The 26,450-nt window shown below is 72.2% G+C and carries 23 protein-coding genes; 17 read left to right on the top strand and 6 right to left on the bottom strand.

The features are described from left to right. Nucleotides 1-53: 53 nt before the first annotated feature. The 3 genes from pcaD to GY170_RS00910 all read left to right on the top strand — a co-directional run bounded on the left by pcaD (nt 54) and on the right by GY170_RS00910 (nt 2,485). A complete protein-coding gene (gene pcaD, locus GY170_RS00920) occupies nt 54-851 on the top strand; it encodes a 3-oxoadipate enol-lactonase (protein ID WP_163889102.1) in 798 nt (265 codons plus the stop codon). Next, on the top strand, nt 844-1,239 hold the full coding sequence (gene pcaC / locus GY170_RS00915; protein WP_163889100.1) for a 4-carboxymuconolactone decarboxylase: 396 nt from the start codon (nt 844-846) through the stop codon (nt 1,237-1,239). Before pcaD ends, pcaC begins: the two co-directional genes overlap by 8 nt. 163 nt (nt 1,240-1,402) lie before the next feature. Continuing rightward, nucleotides 1,403-2,485, top strand: coding sequence for a Zn-dependent alcohol dehydrogenase (locus GY170_RS00910; protein WP_163889099.1), 1,083 nt, complete (start codon nt 1,403-1,405; stop codon nt 2,483-2,485). A 302-nt stretch (nt 2,486-2,787) separates the two neighbouring features. Here the strand turns inward: GY170_RS00910 and GY170_RS00905 are convergent, their stop codons facing one another. Then, entirely contained in the window at nt 2,788-3,213 is a 426-nt protein-coding gene (locus GY170_RS00905; protein WP_163889097.1) for a DUF4864 domain-containing protein, read from the bottom strand. Nucleotides 3,214-3,287: 74 nt separating this feature from the next. After that, on the bottom strand, nt 3,288-3,914 hold the full coding sequence (locus GY170_RS00900) for an HhH-GDP family DNA glycosylase (protein ID WP_163889095.1): 627 nt from the start codon (nt 3,912-3,914) through the stop codon (nt 3,288-3,290). Nucleotides 3,915-4,012: 98 nt separating this feature from the next. Here GY170_RS00900 and GY170_RS00895 point away from each other — a divergent pair, with 98 nt between their 5' ends. Beyond that, on the top strand, nt 4,013-4,897 hold the full coding sequence (locus GY170_RS00895; protein ID WP_163889093.1) for a CHAD domain-containing protein: 885 nt from the start codon (nt 4,013-4,015) through the stop codon (nt 4,895-4,897). Here the strand turns inward: GY170_RS00895 and GY170_RS00890 are convergent. Continuing rightward, the gene (locus GY170_RS00890; RefSeq protein ID WP_163889091.1) at nt 4,885-6,471 is read right to left on the bottom strand and encodes a lysine--tRNA ligase; all 1,587 of its coding nucleotides are present in this window, start codon (nt 6,469-6,471) and stop codon (nt 4,885-4,887) included. The two genes, GY170_RS00895 and GY170_RS00890, sit on opposite strands and share 13 nt — an antisense overlap. Before the next feature lie 92 nt (nt 6,472-6,563). Here GY170_RS00890 and GY170_RS00885 point away from each other — a divergent pair, with 92 nt between their 5' ends. The 8 genes from GY170_RS00885 (at nt 6,564) to GY170_RS00850 (ending at nt 14,131) form a co-directional block, all read left to right on the top strand. After that, a complete protein-coding gene (locus GY170_RS00885; RefSeq protein WP_163889089.1) occupies nt 6,564-6,983 on the top strand; it encodes a tellurite resistance TerB family protein in 420 nt (139 codons plus the stop codon). A gap of 526 nt (nt 6,984-7,509) precedes the next feature. Further along, nucleotides 7,510-7,755 carry a DUF4170 domain-containing protein gene (locus GY170_RS00880; RefSeq protein WP_163891060.1) on the top strand — a complete coding sequence of 82 codons (246 nt, stop codon included), beginning with the start codon at nt 7,510-7,512 and terminating at the stop codon, nt 7,753-7,755. Next, nucleotides 7,638-9,035, top strand: a complete 1,398-nt coding sequence (locus GY170_RS00875; RefSeq protein ID WP_235924019.1) for a 3-deoxy-D-manno-octulosonic acid transferase — start codon at nt 7,638-7,640, stop codon at nt 9,033-9,035. Before GY170_RS00880 ends, GY170_RS00875 begins: the two co-directional genes overlap by 118 nt. A 43-nt stretch (nt 9,036-9,078) precedes the next feature. Continuing rightward, nucleotides 9,079-10,065 (top strand): tetraacyldisaccharide 4'-kinase, encoded by a 987-nt coding sequence (lpxK, locus tag GY170_RS00870; RefSeq protein WP_163889087.1) that lies wholly within the window; start codon nt 9,079-9,081, stop codon nt 10,063-10,065. Between the two features lie 470 nt (nt 10,066-10,535). Then, nucleotides 10,536-12,299, top strand: coding sequence for a dihydroxy-acid dehydratase (ilvD, locus tag GY170_RS00865; protein WP_163889085.1), 1,764 nt, complete (start codon nt 10,536-10,538; stop codon nt 12,297-12,299). Between the two features lies 1 nt (nt 12,300). Further along, a complete protein-coding gene (locus tag GY170_RS00860) occupies nt 12,301-12,927 on the top strand; it encodes a dihydroxy-acid dehydratase (RefSeq protein WP_163889083.1) in 627 nt (208 codons plus the stop codon). Nucleotides 12,928-13,023: 96 nt separating this feature from the next. Beyond that, nucleotides 13,024-13,776 (top strand): DUF6478 family protein, encoded by a 753-nt coding sequence (locus GY170_RS00855; RefSeq protein ID WP_235923979.1) that lies wholly within the window; start codon nt 13,024-13,026, stop codon nt 13,774-13,776. Nucleotides 13,777-13,780: 4 nt separating this feature from the next. Continuing rightward, nucleotides 13,781-14,131 carry a hypothetical protein gene (locus GY170_RS00850; RefSeq protein ID WP_163889079.1) on the top strand — a complete coding sequence of 117 codons (351 nt, stop codon included), beginning with the start codon at nt 13,781-13,783 and terminating at the stop codon, nt 14,129-14,131. Nucleotides 14,132-14,454: 323 nt separating this feature from the next. Here GY170_RS00850 and GY170_RS00845 read toward each other — a convergent pair whose 3' ends face one another. Both GY170_RS00845 and lysA read right to left on the bottom strand, forming a co-directional pair. Further along, nucleotides 14,455-17,037: a TIGR02302 family protein gene (locus tag GY170_RS00845; protein ID WP_328799878.1), complete on the bottom strand. Its 2,583-nt coding sequence runs from the start codon at nt 17,035-17,037 to the stop codon at nt 14,455-14,457. A 72-nt stretch (nt 17,038-17,109) separates the two neighbouring features. Then, nucleotides 17,110-18,375, bottom strand: a complete 1,266-nt coding sequence (lysA, locus tag GY170_RS00840) for a diaminopimelate decarboxylase (RefSeq protein ID WP_163889077.1) — start codon at nt 18,373-18,375, stop codon at nt 17,110-17,112. Nucleotides 18,376-18,595: 220 nt separating this feature from the next. On the opposite strand from lysA, the gene GY170_RS00835 reads away from it, so the two are divergent. The 5 genes from GY170_RS00835 to GY170_RS00815 all read left to right on the top strand — a co-directional run bounded on the left by GY170_RS00835 (nt 18,596) and on the right by GY170_RS00815 (nt 25,811). Beyond that, nucleotides 18,596-19,423, top strand: a complete 828-nt coding sequence (locus GY170_RS00835; protein ID WP_163889075.1) for a uracil-DNA glycosylase — start codon at nt 18,596-18,598, stop codon at nt 19,421-19,423. Next, nucleotides 19,420-20,010: a metallophosphoesterase family protein gene (locus GY170_RS00830; protein ID WP_163889073.1), complete on the top strand. Its 591-nt coding sequence runs from the start codon at nt 19,420-19,422 to the stop codon at nt 20,008-20,010. Before GY170_RS00835 ends, GY170_RS00830 begins: the two co-directional genes overlap by 4 nt. 34 nt (nt 20,011-20,044) lie before the next feature. After that, nucleotides 20,045-20,584 (top strand): molybdenum cofactor biosynthesis protein B, encoded by a 540-nt coding sequence (gene moaB / locus GY170_RS00825; RefSeq protein ID WP_163889072.1) that lies wholly within the window; start codon nt 20,045-20,047, stop codon nt 20,582-20,584. Between the two features lie 192 nt (nt 20,585-20,776). Further along, nucleotides 20,777-22,351: an efflux RND transporter periplasmic adaptor subunit gene (locus GY170_RS00820; protein ID WP_163889070.1), complete on the top strand. Its 1,575-nt coding sequence runs from the start codon at nt 20,777-20,779 to the stop codon at nt 22,349-22,351. 127 nt (nt 22,352-22,478) lie between these two features. Further along, a complete protein-coding gene (locus tag GY170_RS00815; RefSeq protein WP_163889068.1) occupies nt 22,479-25,811 on the top strand; it encodes an efflux RND transporter permease subunit in 3,333 nt (1,110 codons plus the stop codon). A 105-nt stretch (nt 25,812-25,916) separates the two neighbouring features. On the opposite strand, the gene GY170_RS00810 is transcribed toward GY170_RS00815, so the two are convergent. Then, on the bottom strand, nt 25,917-26,441 hold the full coding sequence (locus GY170_RS00810; protein ID WP_163889066.1) for a flagellar basal body-associated FliL family protein: 525 nt from the start codon (nt 26,439-26,441) through the stop codon (nt 25,917-25,919). Nucleotides 26,442-26,450 lie beyond the last annotated feature (9 nt).

The following is a 26,450-nucleotide window of genomic DNA, read 5'->3' as shown; positions in this document are numbered from 1 at the left end:
CCTTTCCGCAGCCAGACCGGGGCGCTAGAACGCTCCAAACGGGAGGGCACGGTATGGAAGAGCGGGTCGTCGACCGGGGCGAAGGCATCCAGCTGCATTCCATCGCCGAGGGGCCCGAGGACGGGCACGCGCTGGTCTTCGCCAATTCCCTCGGCACGGATCTGTCGGTCTGGGAGCCGCTGCTCCCCCACCTGCCCCCTGGGCTGCGCCTCATCCGCTGGGATCTGCGCGGCCACGGCCGCTCCTCCGCCCCGCCGGCGCCCTACCACATGGGCCAGCTGGTCTCGGATGCCGAGGCGGTCTGCGAGGACTGGGGGGTGCGCGGCGCCACCTTCGTCGGCCTCTCCATCGGGGGGCTGATCGGGCAGGGGCTGGCGATCAAGCGGGGGGACCTGCTCTCCGCCCTCGTCCTCTCCAACACCGCCGCCAAGATCGGCACGCCGCAGCTATGGGACGACCGCATCGCCGCCATCCGCAAGGGCGGGCTGGAGCCGGCGGCGGACGGGGTGATGGAGCGCTGGTTCTCCGCCGGCTTTCGCGCCTCGCCCGAGCTGGCCCGCTGGCGGGCGCTCCTCACCGGCACCCCCGTCGAGGGCTACATCGGCTGCTGCGCCGCCATCTCCCATGCCGATTTCTGGGCAACGACCGCGACGCTCACCCTTCCCGTCCTCGGCATCGCCGGGTCGGAGGACAAGGCCACCCCGCCCGATCTCGTCCGCGAGACGGTGGCGCTGGTGGAGGGGGCGGAGACGGCGCTGATCCGCGGCGCCGGGCACTTGCCGCAGATCGAGGCGCCGCGCGAATATGCCGGCCTGCTCACCGCCTTCCTCAAGGAGAACGGCCATGTCTGACGCGCCCCGCCCCGACCGCCTTGCCCAGGGGCGCCAGACCCGCTCGGAGGTGCTCGGCCCCGAGCATGTCGCCCGCTCCGACGCCAAGCGCTCCGAGCATGATGCCCGCTTCATCGACCTGATCACCGAGGCGGCCTGGGGCCATGTCTGGTCGTCGGATGCCATCTCCCGCCGCGAGCGCTCCATGCTGACGATCGCCCTCCTCGCGGCCCTCGGCAACGAGGAGGAGCTGCGCCTGCACCTCAAGGCGATCCACAACACCGGCGCCTCCCGGAGCGATGTCATCGAGGCCCTCCACCACGTCGCCATCTATGCGGGCGTGCCCCGCGCCAACTCCGCCATCCGCATCGCCAAGGAGATCTGGGCGGAGGAGGACGGCGCCGCCTGAGCCCTGCTCTCGCCCTTTTCGAAGTACTCTCTGGGGGTCCGGGGGGCGAAGCGCCCCCGGCGCCTGCCGCAAGCCGGCCGTTTCGCGACGCCCCGCGTCGCTCCGGGCCAAGCATCGGCCCGCCCGTCCCCGAAAGAAGGGCCGCGAGACAAGGAGAGACCTCATGCCCACCATCCGCGCCGCCCTCTGCCATGCCTTCGGCACCCCCCTTTCCGTCGAGGAGGTGGAGCTGCGCGCCCCCCTCTCCGGCGAGGTGCAGGTAAAGATGGGCGCGGTCGCCATCTGCCAGTCGGACATCACCTTCATGGACGGCAAGTGGGGCGGCGCGCTGCCCGCCGTCTACGGGCACGAGGCGGCGGGCGAGGTGGTCGCCGTCGGCCCCGAAGTCTCCGGGTTGGCGCCGGGGGACCGGGTCGCCGTCACGCTCATCCGCGCCTGCGGCCATTGCCCCACCTGCGCCACCGGCGCGCCGGTCTATTGCGAGGACAAGGCCGGCCCGCACCCGCCGGCGATCACGAAGGACGGCCAGCCCGTCTACCAGGCGATGTTCTCCGGCGCCTTCGCCGAGGCGGTGACGGTTCACCAGTCGCAGGTGGCGAAGCTGCCGGAGACGATTCCCTTCGAGGCGGCGGCCCTCCTCGCCTGCGGCGTCATCACCGGCATCGGCGCGGTGGTGAACGCGGCGAAGCTGCGGCCGGGGGAGGATGCGGTGGTCATCGGCTGCGGCGGCGTCGGCCTCAACGCCATCCAGGGCGCCCGCCTCGCCGGCGCCCGCCGGATCGTCGCGGTGGACATGATGCAGGAGAAACTGCAGGCCGCCGCGGAGTTCGGCGCCACCGATCTCGTCTCCGCGGCCGAGCCGGAGCCGTGGGAGGCCGCCCGCGCCGCCCTCGGCCGCGGCGCGGATGCCGTCTTCGTCGCCACCGGCGCCCTGCCCGTCTTCGACAGCGCCCCCCGTTACCTCGGCCCGCGCGGGCGGATGCTGGTGGTCGGCATGCCGCATACGGGCGCCCAGTCGAGCTACGAGCCGACGGCGCTGGCCTATGACGGCCAGTCGATCCGCGGCACCGCGATGGGCGACACGGTGATCGCGCGCGACATCCCCTGGCTGGCGGATCTCTACCTGCAGGGGCGCCTGCAGCTCGACAGCCTCATCTCCCGCCGCTGGCGCCTGGACGAGATCAACGAGGCCATCGCCTCCTCCCGCTCCGGCTCCGCCCGCCGCAATGTGATCACCTTCGACTGAAAGCGCCCGTAGGGTGGGTTTCAACCCACCTTCCCCCCGATGCCGGGCTTTCCCCTCTCAGGCGCAGGGCGAGCGCCTGCCCGTGGGGTGGCGCTCCGGACTTGCCGCTGCGCGCTTTATGCCGGCCACGCCCCTCACCGCCCCGGGCGGAGCACCAAGCTCAGACAGAGCGCCAGCCCGCCGGGACGGGCAGGCGCTCGCCATGCGCATTTTGGCGCGGTCCGAGCGAGGAGAAGGGAGCAGCCGTTGGGCGAAGGTGGGTTGAAAACCCACCCTACGTGCCGCCCCCGGCAGCGGCGGCGTCAGACGCCGAGATCGGGCGGGGGAAGGAGCACGACGGCGTCGATCCGCCAGTCTCCGTCGATCTGCACCATCTTGTAGCCCAGCGCGTGCAGGGCCCCGGCCGCGTCGGTGATCCAGACCTCCTGCCAGAGGCCGGGCCCCAGATCCGGCTGGCCGGCCATGCGGGCGCCCTCCGAGGTCCAGACCATCGGGTAGCCCTCCTCGACCATCTGGCCGAAGCGCTCCGGCCCGCCGAAGATCGCCTGGATGCCCGGACTGGCGAAAAGCCACGCCGCCTCCACATCCCGGCTGTTGAAGGCATCGAGCTGGCTGGTGATCACCTCCTCGATCTCGTCCTCCGCCTCGGCGGCGGCCGGCGTGGCGCCGAAGCCCGCAAGGGCAACGGCAACCACCAGCGCAAGGGCGGCAATGAAACGGCGCGGCATGGCAGGGTCCTCCGATAAGGGTTCCTCTACGGAAGATACGGGGCCCGCGCCCGCGGAGTTTCAAGTCTCCCGCCTCAGCGTGCCGCCGTCACCTGCTCCGCCGGCCCCTCCAGCGCCGCGCGCGTCAGCGCCGCGACGAGCCGCACGAAACGCTCGCGGCTCCCGGCCAGCTCCGCCAGACGCTCCGGCTCCTCCGGCAGGCCAAGCTCGGTCGCGGCCTTCGCCCCCGGCTTGCCGAGCACCGGGTAGAGCTCGTCCCAGACCAGCTGCACCTCGCGGGCGAAGATCTCCGCCCCCGCCGGGCCGATCCCCTTGATCCGCTGGACCGCCTTCATCGGGTCGGCCACGCGCATCCCCCGGATGTCGCCGCCGTACTCCTCCTCCACGAAGCGCGCGTTGTCGCGAATGTAATCCGCCGTCGATTTGTCGTAGCGGGCATAGCCGTTGCGGTTGAGCACGCGGACGATCTGCGCCCGGTCGGCCTTCAGGATCGCCTCGATCTTGTGCAGCCCCTTCTTGCGCAGCGCCCGCGCCCCCTCCACCGCGTTGCCGGCGTTGATGCGGGCGGAGAGCATGACCGCGCCGATGAGCCAGTGGAACAGCTCCTGCGGGGTGTCATGCTCGATATGTGCGCCCATCTCCTCGGAATAGAGACTGCCCTGGGCGTCGATCAGGGCCTTCGCCACGTCCTCCTGCGCCATCACGTCCTCCTGTCTGTCTGCCCCGGAAACCCCTTCGCGGCCGCGCAGGTTCCGGCCGCCCGGGGGAACCCGCGGCACCGGCGCGGCATTCGCCTGTCATGGCCTATCGCTGGAAACCCTCGGATGCCTCCGCCACCGCCTTCCTGCGGCGGGTGGCCGACGAGCAGATCGGCAAGGCGCTGGCCTCCCTTCAGAGCGAGGAGATGCCCCGCGAGGCGGCCGTGCATGACGTGCGCAAGCGGCTGAAGAAGCTGCGCGGCCTCGTCCGGCTCGTCCGCCCCGCCTTCCCCGATTACGCGGCGGAGAACGTCGCCTTCCGCGATGCCGCCCGCGTCCTCGCCCCGCTCCGCGACAGTGCCGCGGTGCTGGAGAGCTACGGCCGCGTCGTTGCCCTCGACACGCTGGACGGCCGCCGCACCCTCGGCCTGCGCCGCCACCTCGAGGAGGCGCGGGACGCGGCAAGGGAGCACCCGGAGGCCGACGGCCGAATCGACGAGTGCCGCCTGCGCCTCAACGCCGCGCGGGAGCGGGCCGGCGCGTGGTTACTGACGGAAGACGGCTGGCCCGCCCTCTCCCCCGGCCTGCAGCTCAGCTACGAGCGGGGCCGCGAGGCGATGAAGGCGGCCCGCAAGAGCCGCGACGGCGACGACCTGCACGAGTGGCGCAAGCGCGCCAAGTACCACTGGTACCACGCCCGCCTGCTGGAACCGGTCTGGCCGGAGGTCATGGCGCCGCACATCGCCGCCGCCAGCCGCCTCTCGGATCTTCTGGGGGATCGCCACGACCTCGACGTGATGGCAACCCAGATCGCCAGCGCGGGCCTCGGCGAGGAGCAGGAGGCCCTGCTCCGCGAGGCGATGGAGGGCGAGGCGCGGCGGCTGGACGGCAAGGCCCTTGCCCTCGGCGCCCGCCTCTTCGCCGAGAAGCCGGCCCCGCTGGCGAAGCGCTGGGGCAAGTGGTGGAGGCTGGCTCAGGCCTCCTGACCCAGCTCTCCCTTGAGGGCGCGCACGATCAGCGCCTTGGTCTCCTCGACGCCGTAGAGCGCGATGAACCCGCCGAAGCGCGGCCCCTCGCTGGCCCCCAGCAGCACCTCGTAGAGCGCCTTGAACCACGCGCGGAGCGGCTCGAAGCCGGCCTCCTTGCCGACGGCGAAGACCATGCTCTGCAGGGCCTCCGGGTCCGCCGCGCCCTCCCAGCCTTCCAGCCGGGCGAGGAGGTCTTCCATCGCCGCGCGCTCGGTGTCGTCCGGCATCCGGTAGGTCTTCGCGGGCTTCACGAAATCCTGGTAGTAGCGCACGGCGAAGCCGGCGGCGGCGTCGAGATCGGGGTTCCCCTCGGCGCTGGCCTCCGGCGCATAGCGGCGGATGAAGCCCCAGAGCGTCTCCTTATCCTCCGCCCCGGCGACGGAGGCGAGGTTGAGCAGCATCGCGAAGGAGACGACCATCGTCGAGGCCGGCACGTTGTGCCCGTGGATGTGGAAGGCCGGGTTGGCCAGCCGCTGCGCCGGCTCCTGATCGGCATAGGCGCGCAGCTGCTGGTGGTATTCGTCCACCGCCTTGGGGATCACGTCCCATGTCAGGCGCTTCGCCGTCTTCGGCTTCTGGTACATGTAGTAGCTGAGCGAATCCGTCGCGGCGTAGGTCAACCATTCGTCGATGGTCAGGCCGTTGCCCTTGGATTTCGAGATCTTCTGCCCGATTTCGTCGAGGAACAATTCGTAGGTGAAGACCTGCGGCGGCTTGCCCCCGAGGATGCTGCAGATCGAGGAATAGATCGGCGTGTTCGGCGCATGCTCCTTGCCGTAGGGCTCCCAGTCGACGCCGAGCGCCGCCCAGCGGGCGCCGAAATCGGGCTTCCATTGCAGCTTCACGTTGCCGCCGGTGACGGGCAGCGTCGTCTCGGTGCCGTCCTCGTCGTCGAAGGTGATCTCGCCCTTCGCGCCGTCGACATTCTTCATCGGCACGTAGAGCACGCGCCCCGTCGTCGGGCTGATCGGCAGGAAGATCGAATAGGTCTGCTGGCGCTCGTCGCGGAGCGATTTCAGCATCACATCCATCAGCGCGTCATAGCGCTCGGCGGCCAGCAGCAGCGTCTCGTCGAAGCGGCCCGAGCGGTAGAAATCGCGCGCCGAGACGAACTCGTACTCGAAGCCGAACGTATCGAGAAAGCGCTGCAGCATGGCGTTGTTGTGATCGCCGAAACTGGCATGGGTGCCGAACGGGTCGGGCACCGAGGTCAGCGGCTTCTGCAGGCTCTCGGCCATCGCCTCGGGGTTCGGGACGTTGTCGGGCACCTTGCGGAGTCCGTCGAGATCGTCCGAGAACGAGACGAGCCGCGTCGGGATGTCGGAGATCACCTCGAAGGCGCGGCGCACCATGGTGGTGCGCAGCACTTCGCCGAAGGTACCGATATGCGGCAGGCCGGAGGGGCCGTAGCCGGTCTCGAACAGCACGTGGCCCTTCTCGGGCGGAGCCGTCTCATAGCGTTTGAGCAGGGCGCGGGCCTCCTGGAAGGGCCAGGCCTTGCTGTCCATCGCCACGTCTCTGAGATCCGCCATCATTCACTCCATCTGCCGCAGGTCGGCGCCGGGTTCCTATTGCGGGGCGGGGGGGCCGTCAATAAATGGGCAATAGACCCGGAGGAGACCAGATGACCGATGACAGCCCCCTGACGCCCGCCGATGCGCTGGTGGCGCTGATGATCGCCGTCTCCGCCTCGGACGAGACGATCCGCACGGCGGAGCTTCTGCAGATCCAGAACATCCTCGATCACCTGCCGATCTTCGCGGACTACGACAACGCCGGCGTGCCGCGCGTGAGCCAGACGGTCTTCGAGCTCCTGGAGCAGGAGGACGGGCTCGACGCGCTCTTCGGCCTGATCCGCGACGCCCTGCCGGAGCGGCTCTTCGAGACGGCCTACGCGCTGGCCTGCGACGTCGCCGCGGCGGACGGCCAGATCGGCCAGGTCGAGGCTCGGATGCTGGAGGAGGTGCGCTTCGAGCTGAGCATCGACCGCCTCCACGCCGCCGCCATCGAGCGCGGCGCGAAGGCGCGGTACCAGAGCCTCTGAGGGGGAGGCCTGGCGGTACCCCGCCGGCCATCCTGGCACCCGGCCGTAGGGTGGGTTTTCAACCCACCGCTCCGCTGCCTGCTGGGCACCCGCTCTCACATTGGGAGAAGCTGCCCCAAGCGCTACCGCCGCACGCCGGCCCGTGGGGTGGCGCTGCAACGGTCGAGCGGCGCGCTTTATGCCCGCCAAGCCCCTCCCCGCTCCGAGCGAAGCACCAAGCCCATCCAGAGCGCCAGCCCGCCGGGACGGGCCGGCGCTCGCGCGGCGCCTGCGGCTTGATTCCGCGCGGGGGGAAGAGCGGCGGCTGAGTCTTCGGGTGCTTCCGGCCCGAGCGACGCCCCGTAGGGTGGGTTTCCAACCCACCATTCCCGGCCCGCCAAATGCACGACGGTCGCGCGGCGGCCTGCGGCCTTGATTCCGCGCGCGGGCCCCAGCTCCAACGTCGCTCCACCGCTCCGCACCCCTCCCCGCTTGCCGCTGACACTTCGGCGGCCTAGGTATGCGGCCGACAGCGAAAGGAGCCCCCATGCCAACGCAGCGTCTCCACCTGGTCTTCGGCGGCGAGCTCGTCGATCCGCAGAAGAACGTCTTCCGCGATGTCGACGACATCCACATCGTCGGCATGTTCCCGGACTACGCGACCGCCTACAACGCCTGGAAGGCCGAGGCGCAGCGCACGGTCGACAATGCCCACATGCGCTACTTCATCGCCCACCTGCATCGCCTCCGCGACGAGCAGACGCCGGCCTCGCCGACCGAGGAGCTGGGCTGACCACCCCGACCCCGAAGACGCCCCTGCCGCTGAGCGCCTACCTGGCGCTCCGTCGGGCCGCGCCCGGCCGTCCGGCCGCGGGGGCCGACGGTGCGGCTGCCGAAGCCGCGCCGCCGGGCACACCCGAGGCCGCGGAGCGCCCGCCGGGCCGGCTCGTCTGGCTCCATGCCGAGGGGGAGGAGGCGGGCGAGGCACTGGCCGGCTTCGCCGCGCACCTCGCCAACCGGGCCGAGGCCGGCGGCGACGGGGTGCCGGTGCTCCTCTGCACCGGCGACCTGCCGCGCTCCAAGTCGCTTCCCGGCCCCACCCCGCTCACCGCCCCCGCCCCGGCGGACAGCCGCGCCGAGGCGCGCGGCTTCCTCGCCCGATGGCAGCCGGACGCGCTCGTCTGGTTCGGCCCGCCGGAGCGGCCCGCCCTCCTCGCCGAGCTGGCGGGGGCGGGGACGATGCCGCGCCTCCTCGTCCCCGCAGGGGCCCGCCTCGGCTCCGGGCGGCGCTGGTGGGCGCTGCCGGGCCTCTCCCGCGCGATCCTCTCGCTCTTCGACCTCGTGCTGGCGGAGGAGCGCGCGCAGGTCGCGGACCTGCTGCGCGCCGGCGCCACGTCGGCGGAGCCCATCGGCGCCCTCGTCCCCGCCCCGCCCATCCTGCCCTGCAGCCGGGCCGAATTGGAGGAAGTGTCGGAGGCCATCGGCCCCCGCCCCGTCTGGCTGGCGGCGGAGACACCGGCGTCCGAGATCCCCTCGCTCGTCGCCGCCCAGCGCCGCGCCACCCGGGCCACCCACCGGCTGCTGCTCGCCATCTCTCCCGCCGAGCCCCGCGAGGCCGCCAGCTTCGCCCGCGCCTTCCGCGCCGAGGGGATGAGCGTCGCCGACCGCGCCGCGGGGCAGGAGCCGGGGGAGGCGACGGAGGTCTGCCTCGCCGACGGGCCGAGCGACCTCGGCCTGTGGTACCGGATGGCGACGCTCACCTATCTCGGCGGCACGCTGAGCCGCGGCGGCGGGCGCCACCCGTTCGAGCCGGCGGCCATGGGCTCCGCCTTGCTGCACGGCATCCGCACCGAACCGCATGACGCCGCCTACCGCCGCCTCGCCCGCGCCGGCGCCGCCCGCGTGGCGACATCGGGCGACGATCTCGGCCGCATGGTCGAGGCGCTGCTGATGCCCGACAAGGCAGCGCTGATGGCCCATGCCGCGTGGTCCGTCACCTCTCAGGGGGCCGAGGCGATGGAGCGGCTGGCCTGCCACCTGCAGGCCGTCCTGCCACCGGCGGACGGGGGCTGACGATGACCGCGCCGCCCCTTCTCGCCCAGCGGGACCCCCGCTGATGCGCCCGCCCGCCTTCTGGCAGGCGGAACCGGCGCGGCCCGGCTGGCGCGCCCGCGCCCTCGCCCCGCTCGGCTGGGCCTATGGGCGTGCGACGGCGCGGCGGCTCGGCTCGGGCACGCCCTACCGCGCCGGGGTGCCGGTCATCTGCATTGGCAATCTCTCCGCCGGGGGGACGGGCAAGACGCCGACGCTGATCGCCCTTGCCGAGCGGCTGATCGCGCGGGGGCGGCGCCCCCACTCCATCTCCCGCGGGCACGGCGGCAGCGAGGCGGGGCCTTTGACGGTCAGCGGGCAGAGCGCGGCGGAGGTGGGGGACGAGCCGCTCCTCCTCTCCGCCTTCCTGCCCACCCATATCGCGCGGGACCGCGCCGCCGCCGCCCGGCTGGCGGAGGAGGCGGGGGCGGAGGTCATCCTGATGGACGACGGCTTCCAGAACCCGTCGCTGGCCAAGGACCTCTCGCTCCTCGTCGCCGACTCGGCGCTCGGCTTCGGTAACGGCCGCTGCCTGCCAGCCGGCCCCTTGCGGGAGCCAGTCGCGGCCGGCCTCGCGCGGGCGGATGCGCTGCTGACCATCGGCGGGGCGGAGGCGCAGGCGGCCTTCGAGGCGCGCTGGCCCTTGCCGGAGGGGCTCCCGCGCCTGAGGGGGGCGCTGGAGCCGCTGCCGACGGGGATGCCCTGGCCGGGCATCCGCGCCCTCGCCTTCGCGGGGATCGGCCGGCCGGAGAAGTTCTTCGCCACCCTGCGCGGGCTGGGGACGGATCTCGTCGCCACGGTGGCGCTGGACGACCACCAGCCCTTCACGCCGGCTCTGATCCAGCGGCTGGAGGCGGAGGCCAAGGCCGTGACGGCCCAGCTGGTGACGACGGAGAAGGACGCGGTGCGCCTGCCCCCGGACGTCCGCGCCCGGGTATTGACGCTGCCGGTGCGGTTGCAGGTGGAGGAGTGGGGCGCGGTGGACGCGGCGCTGGAGCGGTTGGGGCTTTAGGCGCGGTGGCGGGTTGAAAACCCACCCTACGGGGAGGCGCCCGTAGGGTGGGTTTCCAACCCACCGATCCCCCCGGCCCGGTGCTCGCGCCCCTTCGTAGGGTGGGTTTTTAACCCACCGCCCCGCGACATCTCCGCTTCTTCCCCCGCCCGGTACGCGCCAAAGGCGCAGGGCGAGCGCCGGCCCGTCCCGCGGGCTGGCGCTCCGGTGCCGGCAGCGCCGAGGTCTGAGCGGGGAGTGGTTGCACCATAAAGCGCGCCGCTCAACCGTTGGAGCGCCACCCCACGGGCCGGCGCTCGCCCTGCGCCTGCGCCCCCTGCGCCTGTGGTCGGGGCGGCGGGCACCCCCCGCACCGCCCTCCCCCACACTCCGCGACAGACGGTCACCCACGCCCACCATACGGCCATCAAGCTTGCCCCATGTGGCCCCGGGGGCTATGCCTCGGCCGACCTACACGCCAGGGAAGAGCCATGCTGAACCGCCCCTTCGACAAGTCGCGCCTGCCCAGCCGCCATGTGACGGAAGGACCGGCCCGCGCGCCGCACCGCTCCTATTACTACGCCATGGGCATGTCGGAGCAGGAGATCGCCCAGCCGCTCGTCGGCGTCGCCACCTGCTGGAACGAGGCGGCCCCCTGCAACATCGCGCTCAACCGCCAGGCCCAGTCCGTGAAGCTCGGCGTCAAGGCGGCCTCCGGCACGCCGCGCGAGTTCACCACCATCACCGTCACCGATGGCATCGCGATGGGCCATGAGGGCATGCGCTCCTCCCTCGCCAGCCGCGAGGCCATCGCCGACAGCGTCGAGCTGACGATGCGGGGGCATTGCTACGACGCGCTCGTCGGCCTCGCCGGCTGCGACAAGTCGCTGCCCGGCATGATGATGGCCATGGTGCGGCTCAACGTGCCCAGCGTCTTCATCTACGGCGGCTCGATCCTGCCCGGCAAGGTGCCCGCCGGCGCCGACGTGCCGGAGGATTTCGCCACCCGTGACCTGACCGTGCAGGACATGTTCGAGGCGGTCGGCCGCCACCAGAACGGCACCCTCTCCGACGCCGCCCTCGCGGTGCTCGAGCGGGTCGCCTGCCCCTCCGCCGGCGCCTGTGGCGGGCAGTTCACCGCCAACACCATGGCCTGCGTCTCCGAAGCGATCGGCCTCGCGCTCCTCAACTCCTCCGGCGCCCCGGCGCCCTACGAGAGCCGCGACCAGTACGGCGAGGCCTCCGGCCAGGCGGTGATGGAGCTGATCGAGAAGAACATTCGTGCCCGCGACGTCGTCACCCGCAAGAGCCTCGAGAACGCCGCGCGCGTCGTCGCCTGCACCGGCGGCTCGACGAATGCCGGCCTGCACCTGCCGGCCATCGCGCACGAGGCGGGCATCGATTTCGACCTCTTCGACGTCTGCGACATCTTCCACGACACGCCCTATTTCGTCGACCTCAAGCCCGGCGGCCAGTTCGTCGCCAAGGATCTCTTCGAGGCCGGCGGCGTGCCGGTGGTGATGAAGGAGCTGGCCAAGGCCGGCCTCCTCCACCTCGACTGCATGACCGCCTCGGGCGAGGAGCTCGGCGCCGCGCTGGACAAGATCGAGGGCGGGCCGGACGGCCGCGTGATCCATCCCGTCTCGACGCCGATCACCAAGACGGGCGGCGTCGTGGGCCTGAAGGGCAACCTCGCCCCCGACGGCGCCATCGTGAAGGTCGCCGGCATGAGCCCGGAAGAGCAGGTCTTCACCGGCCCCGCCCGCGTCTTCGAATGCGAGGAGGATGCCTTCGAGGCCGTCAAGGCGCGCTCCTACAAGGAGGGCGAGGTCATCGTCATCCGCAACGAGGGGCCGGCGGGCGGCCCGGGCATGCGCGAGATGCTCGCCACCACCGCCGCCCTCTCCGGACAGGGGATGGGCAAGAAGGTGGCGCTGATCACCGACGGCCGCTTCTCCGGCGCCACGCGTGGCTTCTGCGTCGGCCATGTCGGCCCCGAGGCGGCGCATGGTGGACCCATCGCGATGCTCAAGAACGGCGACATGATCACCATCAACGCGGTGTCGGGCGAGATCTCCGTCGCGCTGACGGAGGACGAGCTCGCCGCCCGCAAGGCGGAATGGGCCGGCCCGCGCGAGACGATCTACGCCTCCGGCGCGCTGTGGAAATACGCCCAGCTCGTCGGCGGGGCGCGGCAGGGGGCGGTGACGCATCCCGGCGCGGCGCACGAGAAGCACCAGTACATGGATCTCTGACATGCGCGCCGCCCTCGCCGCCGCGGTGCTGATCGCCCTCTCCGGCTGCGAGACGAGCGTGGCCGCCATCGGCGCACCGACGGGCGAGGGCGCCCGCGCGCTGGCGCTCTACGGGGGCGACATCGTCGCCACCGCGCCCTACGGCTACTGCGCGGATACGGAGGCGAGCCGGCCGAGCCTCGGCTTCGCCCTCTTCGCCGGCTGCGGCCTCATCTCGGCGCTGGACATCATGCCCACCGCCGAGGCGCTCCTCTCCATACAGGTCGGGCAGGCCGGCTCCGCCGCCGTCACCGGGCAGGAGGGGGAGCTGGCCGGGCTGCTCCTGACGGAGGCGGGGGCGGCGCTCCTCTCCGAGGATGGCAACGGCGCGGAGGTGGAGGTGGATGACGTGCAGCCCCGCGAGGGGATCGTCTTCGTCCACTTCACCGACGAGAGTCCGCCGCCGGCGCCGGGCATCGAGACGCGGGAATGGCGCGCCTTCTTCGACGTGAAGGGCCGGCTGGTGACCATCGCGCTGCGCGGCCTCGCCCGGGCGCCGCTCTCCACCGACGGCGGGCTTGGCCTGCTGGAAAGCGCTGCGGAGACGTTCCGCGCCGCGAACACGGGCTCTCAGGCGGGAGCGGAGTAGCCCGGCGGGCTGTTCAACGGCGCGCCGATTTGGCAGCATCCGCGAGGCGCCGGCGGGGTGGAGTCAGGAGGCATCAGGCAGATGGGCAGAACCGGCATGAGCCGCGTCGAGCGCGCCCTGACGGATCGGGTGGAGCAGCGCTGGGCCCGCTGGGTGCGGCAGGCGCCGCGCGCCGCCGAGGGGCGGCTGGCCGCGCAGGCCGAGAGCGCGTCGCGGCTGCGCCACCACCTCTCCGAGCTGATCACCACACATGAGCGACGGCGGGAGACCCCCGGCGCGGCGGGGATCGCCCGCCCGGCGGGCTGCGACTGGGCGTGGCGCCCGGCGCTCTGGGCCAGCCGCCTGCCCGAGCCGGGCCGCGCCGGGGTGTCCAGCCGGCAGGCGCTGGGCGAGGAGGTGACGCTATTCCACGACTGCCCGCTCGGCGAGGTGATCCTGCGGCAGGTTCCCGGCCGGGCGGACGGAGAGGGGGCGCCGCACGCGCTGTCGATGGAGGTTTTTGCCTTTGAGGGCAGCTTCTTAAGTCTTGTGCTGGAGCTGCCGGCGGAGGCGGGACAGGGCCTCGGCAAGCGCCACCTCGTCCGCCTGCGGCTGGTGACGGAGGCGGAGCGGCCGGTGGAGGTCTTCGCGCGGCTGAACGTCCGCCACGGGCCGAACACCGAGCAGATCGTGCGAGAGATCCCGCCCGGCTCCGGCACGGCGGAGGTGGAGTTCGACCTCGGCTATTCGCGGCTCAACGAGAAGCTGATCGAGCGGCTCTGGCTGGACCTGATCTTCGACCGACCGGCGATGAACCGGGTGCTGCTGCGGGACGTGACGCTGCTGCGCCATCCGCGGGCGGAGCTGTAAACCCATGGCACGATTGACATCTTCCCGCCTCGCGGCCGGCGTCTGGCATGGCGAGCTGGCGGGGCGCCCGCCGGAGCGGCTGATGGCCACCCACCTCGGCCGGGCGCTGGAGGGGCTGCAGGTCGACCGGCACGAGAGCGGCGCCTCGCTGCACCTGCCGGTGCCGGCCGACATGGTGAGCGACGGGGTGCAGACCTGCCTGATCGCCGATGCCGGAACGGGGGAGACGGTGGCCAGCTTCACCCTCGTCGCCGGGCAGCCGCTGGCGGAGGATCTGCGGGCGGAGGTGGAGACGCTGCGCGCCGAGATGGAGCTGCTCAAGAGCATCCTGCGGCGGATGGGCGGGGCGGGGTAGGCGCGGGCCGGAAATCGGCTGTGCACGGCGCATGCACCGGGCGTGCACCGGGCGTATGCCAGTGGCGGGTGGCTCCGGACGGAGGGTCCGGCGGCCGTTCTGTCGGAGCTGAGCGGCGTGCGGAGGACGGTGTTTGTAAAACCCACCCGACGGGGCGGTGAGGGCCGGTTTCTTAGCGCGGGATATTGTTCCGCCGGCTCCGTGGGGAGCGGCGGGGTGAACCCAGCCCTGCTGGGGCCTCATCCGGAGGCGTGGGCCGCCGCGGGGGCGTCGAATTCCATATGGAATTCGAAGGCGGAAACCATGTGGTTTCCGCTCCCGGCTCAGAACCGCTCGAGCAGGCGGCGGAGGTAGTCGAGCTCGATCCGGGGGCGTTCGCGCTCGGAGGAGCGGCGACGGATCTCGTCCATCAGCTCGTCGGCGCGCTCGGAGAGGTCCTGCGTGCCGAGCAGCGATTCGTCGGTGCCGAGCTGGCCGGCCTCGCCCATCTCGCGGCCGAGCGGGTCGCGGCGCTGGGGGGCGGCCTGGCCCATCGTCTGGCCCTCCTGCTGGCCCTGCCCCTGCTCCTGCTGCTGCTGGTTCTGCGCCAGCGCCTCGCCGAGGTTGCGCATGCCTTCGCGCAGGGCATTCATCGCCTCCGCCTGCCGGTCGATCGCCTCGGCGAGATCACCCTGGCGCAGCGCCTCCTCGGCGCCGTCCATGGCGCCCTCGGCGCGGCCGAGCGCATCGCGGGCGGCGTCGGCCTGATCGCCCGGCATGAAGGGCAGGTTCTGCCGCTGGCGGTTCAGCTCGTCGCGCAGGGCCTCCTGCCGCTCGGCGAGGTCACCCGGCCCGCCCGGCTGCTGGCCCTCCTGCCCCTCGCCGCCCTGACCGGTCTCGCCCTGCTGGCCATCCTGCGGTTCGCCGGCGCCGGGGCTCTGCCCCTGACCCTGCTGGCCCTGTTGCCCCTGCTGGCCTTGCTCCCCCGGCTGCTGGCCGGGCTGGCCGAACTGCTCCTGCAGCTCCTGGAAGCTCTCATCGGAGAGGCCCTGCTGGTCGCGCAGCGTCTCCTGCAGATCCTGCATCGACTGCTGGCCGGGACTCTGCATGCCCTGCCCGCCTTCGGCCTGCTGCATCTGCATGTTGTCCATCAGCTGGTTGAGCTCTTCCATCAGCTCCGCCGCCTCGGCCATGCGGCCCTGCTCCATCAGCTCCTGTATCTGGTCCATCAGCGCCTGGATCTCGTCCTGCGTGATCTGCTGCATCTGGTTCTGGGCGTCGGAGGGCTGATCGGCCTGGTTCTCCGCCGGCTGGGCGTTCTGGGCCAGCATCTGCATGTACTGGTCGGTCGCCTGCCGAAGCTCGTCCATCAGCTCGGCGATCTCCTCCTCGGAGGCGCCGTTGCGCATTGCCTCGGCGAGGCGGTCACGCGCCCGCTCCAGCCGCTGGCGGGCATCGGCGAGGGTGCCGTCCTCCAGCTGCACGGCGAGCTCCCAGAGGGCGGCGGCGACCTCCTCCTGCTCCTCGGCGGTGATCGGGCCGCCATCCTCGAGGTAGCCGGCAAGGCGGCGGAGGGTGAAGGAGAGGCGCAGGTAGGTGATCTCGTTGGGGAAGAACCCCTCCGGCTCATAGGCGACGGTGCGCAGCATCTGCAGCACGCGGCGGCCGTTGCGCGGGCTCCAGAGGAGATCCCGCCGCTGCTCGACCACCGCGCGGGCGATGGGCTGGAAGAAGCGGCGGCCGGGGAGGATCATCTGCACCGGCTCGGAGCTGCCCGTCTGGCCGGCGGCGTCCTCGACCTGGAGCGTCAGGGTGACGGGCAGGTTGGCCCAGGGGTGCTCGGAGAAATCGTCGACCAGGCGCTCGGCGATCTCCTCCCGGCCGCCGGTGAAAGGCATCGGCAGGTCGACCGTGATCGGCTCACGCGCCGCGGGCTCGGCGGCGAGGCCGTGGCTGCGGTCCACCCGGTCGAGGTTGAGGGCCATGGTGGCGGTGCCGGAGGTGACACCGTAGTCATCGGCGGCGCGGAAGGGCTGGGACATCTCGCCCGTCCCCTCCACCTGCAGCGGCCCGTCGAGCTGCACTTCGGGCGCGGCGTCGGGCAGGATGCGGACCTGCCATTCGGCGCCGTCGGCGCCCTCGATGGCGAGGGAGCCGCTCTGCCGGATGACGAAGCTCTGCTGGGCATCGGCTGCCGAGGGGACGTCCTCGGTGCGGCCCGAGACCGTCTCCAGCACCGCAAGATCGCCGACATCGCCGTAGAGGCGGAGCGTGACGGTGGAGCCCTCGGGGACGGAGAGCAGGCCGGCGGGCACGTCGGCGAGGTAGAGCGAGGGGCGGCCGGTGTAGGCCGGCGGCTCGACCCATCCCTCCCACGCCGGGCCGGCGGCGAGGGTGGCGCTGGTGCCGGGGCCGGCGGTGCCGGGCAGGGCGACGCGGAAGAGCGAGCCGAAGAGGAGCGCGGTGACGAGCAGAAGGAGCGCCATGTAGCGCAGGCCGTAGCGATCCCGCGCCGAGAGGCGCAGGTCGGGCTCCACCGCCTTCGCCCGCGCCGCCGCCTCGGCCATGCGGCGCTGGTGCGCCTTCCAGACCGCCTCCGACGCGGCATCGCCGGCGCCGACGGCCTGCGCATCTGCCAGCGAGGCGATGGGCCGGCCGGGGAGCGCCGCATCCACCCGCGCCAGCGCCTCGCCCTGGCTGGGCCAGGAGAACCGGCGGAGGCCAAGGGCGAAGGTGACGAGGAGGGCGGCGCCGAAGGCGAGGCCGGCGAACCAGTAGAGCTCCACCGCCACGCCCTGCAGCCAGCCGGTGGCGAGCATGGCGATGGCGAGGCCCGCGGCGATCCAGAATGGCCAGAAGGCGCGGCACAGACGCTCCGCCACCATCCCGGCGCGCGTCAGCGCTACGGGGCGGGAGATATCCGGCAAGGGGGTGGGCGCGGGGCCCTCGGGCTGTCTCAGCTGTCCGCCTCTCGCGTCTTCGGCCCCCAACTTATGCGCTCAGAGCCATGACGGAAGGGTATCCCTCGAAATCATCTCTTCATAGGAGGGGCGCCGGCGGATAACCGCGAATTGATCCCCCCTCACGAGGACTTCAGGCACGAGCGGCCGGCCGTTGTACTCGCTGGCCATCACCGCGCCGTAGGCGCCGGCGGAGCGGAAGGCGACCAGCTCGCCGGGCTTGACCGGCGGCATGGGGCGGGCGCGGGCGAAGGTGTCGCCGCTCTCGCAGACGGGGCCGACGATGTCATAGGGCTGCGTCTCGGTGCCGGCGGGCGGCTCGGTGACGGGGACGATGTCGTGCCAGGCGTCGTACATGGCGGGGCGGATGAGATCGTTCATCGCGGCGTCGAGGATCAGGAAGTCCCGCCCCTCGCCCTCCTTGAGATAGATCACCTCGGAGACGAGGAGCCCGGCATTGCCGGCGATGAGGCGCCCCGGCTCGATCTCGATCTCGCAGCCGAGGTGGCCGAGGGTGCGGCGGACCATCTGCCCGTATTCGACGGGCAGCGGCGGGGCGGAGTTGGAGCGCTCGTAGGGGATGCCGAGGCCGCCGCCGAGATCGAGGCGGACGATGTCGTGGCCGTCGGCGCGCAGCGCCTCCGTCAGCTCGGCGACCTTGGCGAAAGCGGCCTCGAAGGGGGCGAGGTCGGTCAGCTGGGAGCCGATGTGCACGTCGATGCCGACGATGCGCAGGCCGGGGAGGCTCGCCGCCTCGGCATAGGCGGCGCGGGCCTTGGCGAGGGGGATGCCGAACTTGTTCTCGCTCTTGCCGGTGGCGATCTTGGCGTGGGTCTTCGCGTCGACATCGGGGTTCACCCGGATGGTCACCGGCGCCTCGACGCCCATCTCGGCGGCGACCTCGGAGAGGGCGCGCATCTCCGGCTCGCTCTCGAGGTTGAACTGGCGGATGCCGCCGGCGAGGGCGTGGCACATCTCCTCCCGCGTCTTGCCGACGCCGGAGAAGACGATCCGCTCGCCGGGGATGCCGGCGGCGCGGGCCTTGAGGTACTCGCCGAGGGAGACGACGTCGGCGCCGGCGCCGAGATCGCCGAGCAGCTTGAGGATCGCCACGTTGCCGGCGGCCTTGGCGGCGAAGCAGACGAGGTGGGGCAGATCGCCCAGCGCCTCGTCGAAGAGCCGGAAGTGCCGCTCCAGCGTCGCGGCGGAGTAGATGTAGACGGGGGTGCCCACGGCGGCGGCAATCTCCGCCACGGGGACATCTTCGGCATGGAGGGCGCCGGCGCGGTAGAGGAAGTGATCCATGGGGCCGCTCATAGGCCGGTGGCGCGCGGCGATCAACGGGCGGAAGCGGGGGCCAGCCCGTCGCCATTGGGGCTCGGACCCATGGCGCCACCAGTGGCGACCCCCCGAGGGATTTCTGGCCAGATGAAGGGGGGGCGGGGCGGCTGGGGTCGCGCCCAAGGCACGCTGGGGGCGCGGCGGCGCATTGTTCCCGGCCGCGGAGCCTGTCACCATCCGCGGCGTGCAAGACTCGCTGACATACGAGGCCGCGCTGGCGGCGCTGGCCTGGCAGATCGAGCTGGGGGCCGACGAGCCCATCGGCGAGTCGCCCATCGACCGCTTCGAGCTGCCGCAGGCACCGCCGAAGGCGGCCCGCCCCGAAGGGGCGCCCGCTGCCGCGCCAGCGGCAGCCCCCGCCGCGCAAGCGGCGGCCGCCGGCGAGGCCGCGCAAGCGGCCGGGGTGGACCCGGTGGCCGAGGCGAAGCGCATCGCCGAAGGCGCGCAGAGCCTCGAGGCGCTCGCCGAGGCGATGTCGGCCTTCGAACATTGCGCGCTGCGGCTCGCCGCCCAGAGCTTCGTCTTCGCCGACGGCAACCCCGCCGCCCGCGTCATGATCGTCGGCGAGGCGCCGGGGCGGGAGGAGGACAGGCAGGGCAAGCCCTTCGTCGGCAAGGCCGGCCAGCTCCTCGACCGGATGCTCGCCGCCATCGACATGTCCCGCGCCAGCCCCGACCCGGCCCGCGCCGTCTACATCACCAACGTCCTGCCCTGGCGCCCGCCGGCCAACCGGACACCGGAGCCGGCGGAGATCGCCATGCACCTGCCGTTCCTCGAGCGGCATGTCGAGCTGGCGGAGCCGGAGGTGCTGATCCTCATGGGAAACACCCCCTGCCAGGCGCTCATGGGCCGCGCCGGGATCACCCGTCTGCGCGGCCAATGGGCGCGGGTCCTTGGCCGTCCGGCCTTGCCGATGTTCCACCCGGCCTACCTGTTGAGAAACCCCGCCGCCAAGCGCGAGGCCTGGGCAGACCTGCTCGACCTCGCCGCCAAGCTTGAAGAGACCTCATGAAGATCCTCGCCGCCTCCGACCTGCATTGCGATCATGACGCCGCCCGCGCCATCGTCGACGCCGCCCCCGCCGCGGACCTCGTCCTCCTCGCCGGGGACTTCGCCAACGCCCACGAGGGGCTGGCGGAGATCATGGCCATCCTCGCCCCGCTGGGGGAGAAGGCGATCCTCGTGCCCGGCAACAACGAGAGCCTCGAGGCGCTGCGCGCGGCCACCGACCTGACGGTCCTTCACGGGCAGGAGATCGAGCGCGCCGGCCTCATCGTCGTCGGCCTCGGCGGCGGCATCCCGCCCCTGCCGGATGCCGATTTCGCCTCGTGGGACATCGAGGAGGCGGAGGCGGAGCGGCTGCTCGCCCCCTACGACACCTGCGACGTGCTGCTCACCCATTCGCCGCCCAAGGGCGTGGGGGACCGCCACTCGCGCGCCGGCTCCATCGGGTCGGAGGCGCTGCGAGAGGCGGCGGAGCGGATGCAGCCGGGGCTGATGGCCTTCGGCCATGTCCACGATTGCTGGGGCGCGGAGGGGACAATCGGCACCTCGCTGTGCCGCAACCTCGGCCCCGGCCTCTACTGGGCCGACCTGTGAGGCGCGGCGCCCAGAGCCGGCCCCGGAGCCGGACATGAGCGCCGGAGAGCGGGCGTTTATCCCGCTGAACATCGCGCTGATGACCGTCTCCGACACGCGCAAGGCGGAGGATGACCGCTCGGGCGACATCCTCGCCACGCGGATCGAGGAGGCCGGGCACCGGCTGGCGGAGCGGGCGCTGCTGCCCGACGATCTGGACCGGCTGGTGGCCCAGCTGCGGGACTGGGTCGCGCAGCCGGGGATCGACGTGATCGTCACCACCGGAGGCACCGGGCTGACGGGGCGGGACGTGACAGTGGAAGCCCACCGCGCCGTCTACGAGAAGGAGATCGACGCCTTCTCGACGCTCTTCACCATGATTTCCTTCGAGAAGATCGGCACCTCCGCCGTGCAGTCGCGCGCCTGCGGCGGGGTGGCGAACGGCACCTACCTCTTCGCGCTCCCCGGCTCCCCCGGGGCCTGCAAGGACGGGTGGGACGGGATCCTGAAGGCGCAGCTCGACTACCGGCACATGCCCTGCAACTTCGTGGAGATCCTGCCGCGGCTCGATGAGCACATGCGCCGCAAGGCGTGAGGCGCGGGCCGGGGGTGCCGGGCTGAAGAGCCTTAGGGATCGGGGCGGTGCGCTCCGCGCGCCCCCGGCAGAGTGCCGCGGACCTGTGCGCCCCTGGCGCGACGGATTGTCCGTCACGGGCCGTTGAAGGGGCGTGCGGTAGACAAGACCGCCGCATCATGGCCCTGATTTCTCAGGCAAAGGGGAGAACAGATGCGATTCGTCGGCCGGGCCTTCCTCGGCATCTTCCTCATGGCGCTGACTGTCGTGCTGCTGGTGCAGGCGGGGCTCGTCCTCTGGGGCGCGGTCAGCGAACGGATGAACGCCGAGCCGCGCAGCTTCCCCCAGCAGGAGCGCGTGGTGGCGGCGAACGTCGTCCAGGTGCGTGGAGAGACGATCCGGCCGATCCTCGATGTCTACGGAGAGCTGCGCTCGCGGCGCACGCTGGCGCTGCGGCCCAATCCCGGCGGCACCGTCACATGGGTGTCGGAGGACTTCGCCGATGGCGGGCAGGTGGAGGCCGGGGAGCTGCTGCTGCGGCTCGACCCCGTGGAGGCGGAGGCGGCGCTGGCCCGCGCCCGGGCCGACCTCGCCGATGCCGAGGCCGAGGCCCGCGATGCCGAACGGGCGCTGACGCTGGCGCGTGACGAGCTCGCCTCCGCCGAGGAGCAGGCAGAGCTGCGCACCGCCGCACTGGAGCGGCAGCAGGGCCTCGTCGACCGCGGCATCGTCACCCAGACGGAGCTGGAGACGGCGGAGCTGGCCGCCTCCAACGCGCAGGCCACGGTTCTCTCCCGCCGCCAGGCGCTGGCGCAGGCCGAGGCGGCGGTGGACACGGGCCAGAACACCATCGCCCGCACCCGCCTGAGCGTCGACGAGGCGGAGCGGGCGCTGGCGGAGACGGAGGTCACTGCCCCCTTCACCGGGGTGCTGGCGAGCGTGACCATCGGCGAGGGCGCCCGCATCTCCGCCTCCGAGCAGGTGGCGGAGCTGATCGACCCCGATGCGCTGGAGGCGGCCTTCCGCGTCAGCGCCGCGCAATATGCCAACCTGCTGGACGAGGACGGCGAGCTGATCGCGGCGCCGGTGACGGTGGCGCTGGATGTCTCAGGCCTGACGCTGGAGGCGGAGGGGCGGATCACGCGCGAGAGCGCCGGGGGCGAGAGCCAGTCGGGCCGGCTGATCTATGCCGAGATCGGCGGCGCCCACGGGCTGCGGCCCGGTGATTTCGTCACCGTCTCCATCGCCGAGCCGGAGCAGACGCAGATCGCCCGCCTCCCCGCCGCGGCGCTGGCCGCCGACGGGACGGTGCTGGCGCTGGGCGAAGGCAACCGGCTGGACGAGGTGAGCGTGGCGCTGATCCGCCGGCAGGGCGACGAGGTGCTGATCCGCGCGCCCGATCTGGAGGGCGAGTGGGTCGTCCGCGAGCGCTCGCCGCTGATCGGAGAGGGGCTGCGCATCAGCCCGCTGCTGGACAGCGGCGAAGAGCTGGTCACGGGCGAGGAGGTCGCCGCGGCGCCGGAGGGCTTCGGCGGCGGCGGGGCTGGTGGCCCGCCCGGTGAAGGTGGCGACGGGGCCGGAGGCCCGCCCGGTGAGGGTGGCGCCGGAGCTGCGTCGACCGGGGAGATGATCGCGCTCGATGAAGAGCGGCGCGCGCGGCTGATCGCCTATCTCGACGAGAGCGACGGGATGCCCGACGCGGCCAAGGCCCGCATCCGCGAGACGCTCGCCCAGCCGGAAGTGCCGGCGGAGATGGTGGCGCGGCTCGAAAGCGGGATGGGCATCTGATGGGCGCGGCGGCGGTCTCCCCTGCCCGGCCGGCCTCGCCCGGGCGGGGAGCGCGGGTGCGCGGCCCGGAAGACCGGTGCGGGCGCCCCAGGGGCCGCGGCTGCGGCCCGGACGGGGGACGCTAGGGATGTTCACCTATTTCACCCGGCACCGGACGGCGGCGAACCTCGTCATGGTGCTGATGATCGTCGCCGGCGTCTTCGCCTTCCCGCGGATGCGGGCGCAGTTCTTCCCCGATGTCATCATCGATTCCATCTCAGTCTCCGTCTCATGGTCCGGCGCCGGGGCGGAAGATGTCGACGCCGCCATCGTGCAGTCTCTGGAGCCGGCGCTGCGCTCCGTCTCCGGGGTCACCGGATCGGATGCGCGCTCCTCGGAGGGGCGCGCCTCGATCCGGCTGGAATTCGAGCCGGGCGCGGACATGGACGCGGCGGAGAAGGAGGTCTCGGAGGCCGCCAGCTCCGTCTCCATGCCCGAGGGGGCCGACGAGCCGCAGGTGCGGCGGGGCGGCTGGGCCGAGCGGGTCGCCTCGGCCATCATCACCGGGCCGGTGGGGATCGAGCCCTTGGCCGAGTTCGCCGACGATTACGTGGCGCGGCTCTTCGAGGAGGGCGTCACGCAGACCTCGATCAGCGGCATCGCGGCGCCCTCGATCCTCGTCGAGGTGCCGTCGCTCTCGCTCATCCAGCATGACATCGGCCTGTCCGACATCTCCGCCGCCATCGCGCGGGAGGTGACGGCCGACCCGGCGGGGGATGCCGGCGCCCAGCGCCTGCGCACCGGCGAGGCGCGCCGCTCCGCCAGCGAGATCGCGGGGATCGTCCTGCAGCAGGCCCCCGACGGGACGACGCTGACCATCGGCGACGTGGCCGACGTGCAGACGCTGCCGATCAACCGCGACCGGGCGCTCTATGTCGGCGACAACCCGGCGGTGCAGATCGACATCAGCCGCTCGGCGCAGGGCGACGCCATCGCCATCGAGGAGTCGGCCCGCGAGGTCGCCGCGCAGCTGGAGGCGACGCTGCCCGCCGGCACCTCCATCGATCTCGTCAACTCCACCGCCAAGGAGATCACCGCCCGCCTCTCGCTGCTGCTCGATAACGGCGCCATGGGGCTGGGGCTGGTGCTGGTGCTGCTGTTCCTCTTCCTCAACGCGCGCACCGCGCTCTGGGTGGCGCTGGGGCTGCCCGTCTCGATGCTGGCGGCGATCGGGGTGATGTATGCCTTCGGGCTGACGCTCAACATCATGTCGCTCTTCGCGCTGATCATCACGCTCGGCATCGTGGTGGACGACGCCATCGTCGTCGGCGAGCATGCCGACTTTCGCGCCACGCGCCTCGGCGAGCCACCCAAGGTGGCGGCGGAGAACGCGGCTCGGCGGATGTTCCTGCCCGTCTTCTCCGCCACGCTGACGACGATCATCGCCTTCTACGGGCTCGTCCTCATCGGCGGGCGCTTCGGCGACCTGATCTCCGACATTCCCTTCACCGTCATCGCGGTGCTGGCGGCGAGCCTTGTCGAGTGCTTCGTCATCCTGCCCAACCACCTCTCCCACGGGCTGGCGAGTGCCGGGAAGTCGCATTGGTACGACTGGCCGAGCCGGCAGGTCGACCGGGGCATGCGCTTCGTGCAGGAGCGGCTGTTCCGCCCGCTCGTGCGCCTCGTCATCCTCGCCCGCTACCCGGTGGTGGCGCTGGCGCTGCTGATGCTGGCCTGGCAGGGGGCGATGCTGATCCGCGGCGACGTGCAGTGGCGCTTCTTCTCCTCCCCCGAGCAGGGGACGGTCGGCGGCAACTTCGCCATGCTGCCGGGCGCGACGCGCGAGGACAGCCTCGAGCAGATGCACGAGATGCAGCGCGCCGCCGCCGAGCTGGGGGCCGAGTACGAGGAGACCTACGGCGTCAACCCGATCAACTACGTCATCGCCCAGATCGGCGGCAACAACGGGCGCCCCCTCTCCGGCGCCGAGGACAAGGAGAGCTACCAGCTTGGCGCCATCACCATCGAGCTGGTGGACGCCGACCTGCGCCCCTTCTCCTCCGGCCAGTTCACCAGTGACCTGCAGCAGCGCACCCGGGCGCTGCCGATGGCGGAGACGGTCAGCTTCCGCTCCTGGGGCACGGGGCCGGGGGGCGATGCGATCTCGGTCGAGCTGTCGGGGGGGACACCGGAGATCCTGAAGGAGGCGGCGGAGGCGCTGAAGGCGGAGCTGAGCCAGTTCCCTGAGGTGTCGGGCCCCGAGGATTCGCTGGCCTATGACAAGGAGGAGCTGATCCTCTCGCTGACGGCGCAGGGCCGCGCGCTCGGCTTCACCATCGACCAGCTCGGCTCCACCCTCCGCCAGCGGCTGGGCGGGCTGGAGGCGGCGACCTTCCCCGACGGGCCGCGCAGCGCCTCCATCCGCGTCGAGCTGCCGGAGGAGGAGCTGACGGCCGACTTCCTCGACCGCACGATGATGCGCGCCGAGGACGGCACCTACCTGCCGCTGGCCGATATCGTCACCGTCAGCCAGCGGACGGGGTTCAGCTCCGTCCGCCGGATCAACGGCACGATGCTCATCTCGGTGACGGCGGGGCTGGACGACGAGGATGCCGACCGCGCGGCGGAGATCATGAGCCAGATCGAGGGGGACATCCTGCCGCGGCTCGAGCAGGTGCACCATATCGACACGGAGATGTCGGGCCTCTCCGAGCAGGAGCAGGAGTTCCTCAACGGCGCCCGGCTGGGGACGATGGTCTGCCTGCTGGCGATCTACCTCGTGCTGTCGTGGATCTTCTCCTCCTGGGCGCGGCCGCTGATCGTGATGTCGATCATTCCCTTCGGGCTGATCGGCGCGGTCCTCGGCCACGCGGCCTGGGGGATGCCGCTGTCGATGTTCTCGATGGTGGGGCTGATCGGGATGATCGGCATCATCATCAACGATTCCATCGTGCTCGTCTCCACCATCGACGAGTATTCCGAGAAGCGGGGGCTGGTGCCGGCGATCGTCGACGGGGTGGCGGACCGGCTGCGCCCGGTCTTCCTGACGACGGCGACGACGGTGCTGGGGCTGGCGCCGCTGCTCTACGAGGGCTCGGCGCAGGCGGAGTTCCTCAAGCCGACGGTGATCACGCTCGTCTACGGGCTGGCCTTCGGGACGGTGCTGGTGCTGCTGGTGGTGCCGGCGCTGCTGGCGATCCAGGCGGATATCGCGCGGCTCTTCGCCTCCGCCCGCAAGGCGCTGCGGGCGCCGGCGCGGGGCGCGCAGGTGCCGGCGCTGCTGGCGGTGGCCGTGGCGGCGGCGCTTTTCACGCTGATCGTGCTGCCGGAGCTCTGGCCCGCCGCGCCATGGGCGACGGTGCCGGAGGGCTGGCCGGTGCTGGGCGTCTTCGCCCTCGCCCTCGCCGCGGCGCTGGCCCTGCTCTACGCCGGAACCTGGGCGATACTGCGCCGCCGCCGAGCCGCGGTGCCGGCGGAGTAGGCGGTAAGGGGCTTGCGGGAGGCAGGCGCCTGCCGGGTCACGCCCTGCCCTGCCTGCCGCTTCGCCGACCGTCCCGGCCCGCCCGCGTCAGCCGGGGGCCGGGGGTCAGCCCTGAAGCCGCTGGCGCACGATATCCGTCACCAGCACGTCCTTGACCACGTCTCCCAGCACCTCCCGCCCCGCGGCGCGGAGGGCGTCGCGCATGTTGCGCATGTTGGCGGCGGCGGTGAAGTTGCCCTCGAACCCGCCGACGTTGGAATGATCGAACAGCACCTGCAGGAAGACGTCCCGCAGCCGCGGCTCATGGGCGAAGATCACCGATTGCTGGCCCGGCGGGATCTCGATGGAGAGGGAGAGGAGCATCATGGCATCCGCCTGCCCCTCACGCACCACCGGCACGACGAACTGGTTGTTCAGCTTGGCGTATTCGTTGGTGGAGGGGCCGTCGGCGACGACCTCCTCCTCGCCGGCCTCCTCCTCCGCCGCCTCGGGCGCGCCCGCCCCCTCGACATCGCCGCAGGGGCCGAGCGCCTCCTCATGCTCCGCCGCGGGGAGGAGGAACATCGCGGCGCCGACACCGCCGCCGGTGCCGACGAGCGCGAGCAGGAGGGGGAGGAGGAGTTTCTTCATGGCGGCACC

It is taken from the genome of Pseudoroseicyclus tamaricis, assembly GCF_012070395.1.
In the GTDB taxonomy this organism is placed as follows: domain Bacteria; phylum Pseudomonadota; class Alphaproteobacteria; order Rhodobacterales; family Rhodobacteraceae; genus Pseudoroseicyclus_A; species Pseudoroseicyclus_A tamaricis.
The sequence above is the reverse complement of the archived record's forward strand: the minus strand, read 5'-3'. Positions and strand labels throughout refer to the sequence as shown.

Excerpts from the sequence above, each read along its gene's own strand:
- GY170_RS00890 (WP_163889091.1), bottom strand. The coding sequence starts at position 6,471 with ATGGCGGATCTCAGAGACGTGGCGATGGACAGCAAGGCCTGGCCCTTC.
- ilvD (WP_163889085.1), top strand. The coding sequence starts at position 10,536 with ATGCTGAACCGCCCCTTCGACAAGTCGCGCCTGCCCAGCCGCCATGTG.
- GY170_RS00815 (WP_163889068.1), top strand. The coding sequence starts at position 22,479 with ATGTTCACCTATTTCACCCGGCACCGGACGGCGGCGAACCTCGTCATG.
- GY170_RS00885 (WP_163889089.1), top strand. The coding sequence starts at position 6,564 with ATGACCGATGACAGCCCCCTGACGCCCGCCGATGCGCTGGTGGCGCTG.
- GY170_RS00855 (WP_235923979.1), top strand. The coding sequence starts at position 13,024 with ATGAGCCGCGTCGAGCGCGCCCTGACGGATCGGGTGGAGCAGCGCTGG.
- GY170_RS00860 (WP_163889083.1), top strand. The coding sequence starts at position 12,301 with ATGCGCGCCGCCCTCGCCGCCGCGGTGCTGATCGCCCTCTCCGGCTGC.
- GY170_RS00895 (WP_163889093.1), top strand. The coding sequence starts at position 4,013 with ATGGCCTATCGCTGGAAACCCTCGGATGCCTCCGCCACCGCCTTCCTG.
- moaB (WP_163889072.1), top strand. The coding sequence starts at position 20,045 with ATGAGCGCCGGAGAGCGGGCGTTTATCCCGCTGAACATCGCGCTGATG.
- GY170_RS00905 (WP_163889097.1), bottom strand. The coding sequence starts at position 3,213 with ATGCCGCGCCGTTTCATTGCCGCCCTTGCGCTGGTGGTTGCCGTTGCC.
- GY170_RS00910 (WP_163889099.1), top strand. The coding sequence starts at position 1,403 with ATGCCCACCATCCGCGCCGCCCTCTGCCATGCCTTCGGCACCCCCCTT.
- GY170_RS00820 (WP_163889070.1), top strand. The coding sequence starts at position 20,777 with ATGCGATTCGTCGGCCGGGCCTTCCTCGGCATCTTCCTCATGGCGCTG.
- GY170_RS00830 (WP_163889073.1), top strand. The coding sequence starts at position 19,420 with ATGAAGATCCTCGCCGCCTCCGACCTGCATTGCGATCATGACGCCGCC.
- GY170_RS00850 (WP_163889079.1), top strand. The coding sequence starts at position 13,781 with ATGGCACGATTGACATCTTCCCGCCTCGCGGCCGGCGTCTGGCATGGC.
- GY170_RS00900 (WP_163889095.1), bottom strand. The coding sequence starts at position 3,914 with ATGGCGCAGGAGGACGTGGCGAAGGCCCTGATCGACGCCCAGGGCAGT.
- pcaD (WP_163889102.1), top strand. The coding sequence starts at position 54 with ATGGAAGAGCGGGTCGTCGACCGGGGCGAAGGCATCCAGCTGCATTCC.
- lysA (WP_163889077.1), bottom strand. The coding sequence starts at position 18,375 with ATGGATCACTTCCTCTACCGCGCCGGCGCCCTCCATGCCGAAGATGTC.
- pcaC (WP_163889100.1), top strand. The coding sequence starts at position 844 with ATGTCTGACGCGCCCCGCCCCGACCGCCTTGCCCAGGGGCGCCAGACC.
- GY170_RS00810 (WP_163889066.1), bottom strand. The coding sequence starts at position 26,441 with ATGAAGAAACTCCTCCTCCCCCTCCTGCTCGCGCTCGTCGGCACCGGC.
- lpxK (WP_163889087.1), top strand. The coding sequence starts at position 9,079 with ATGCGCCCGCCCGCCTTCTGGCAGGCGGAACCGGCGCGGCCCGGCTGG.
- GY170_RS00880 (WP_163891060.1), top strand. The coding sequence starts at position 7,510 with ATGCCAACGCAGCGTCTCCACCTGGTCTTCGGCGGCGAGCTCGTCGAT.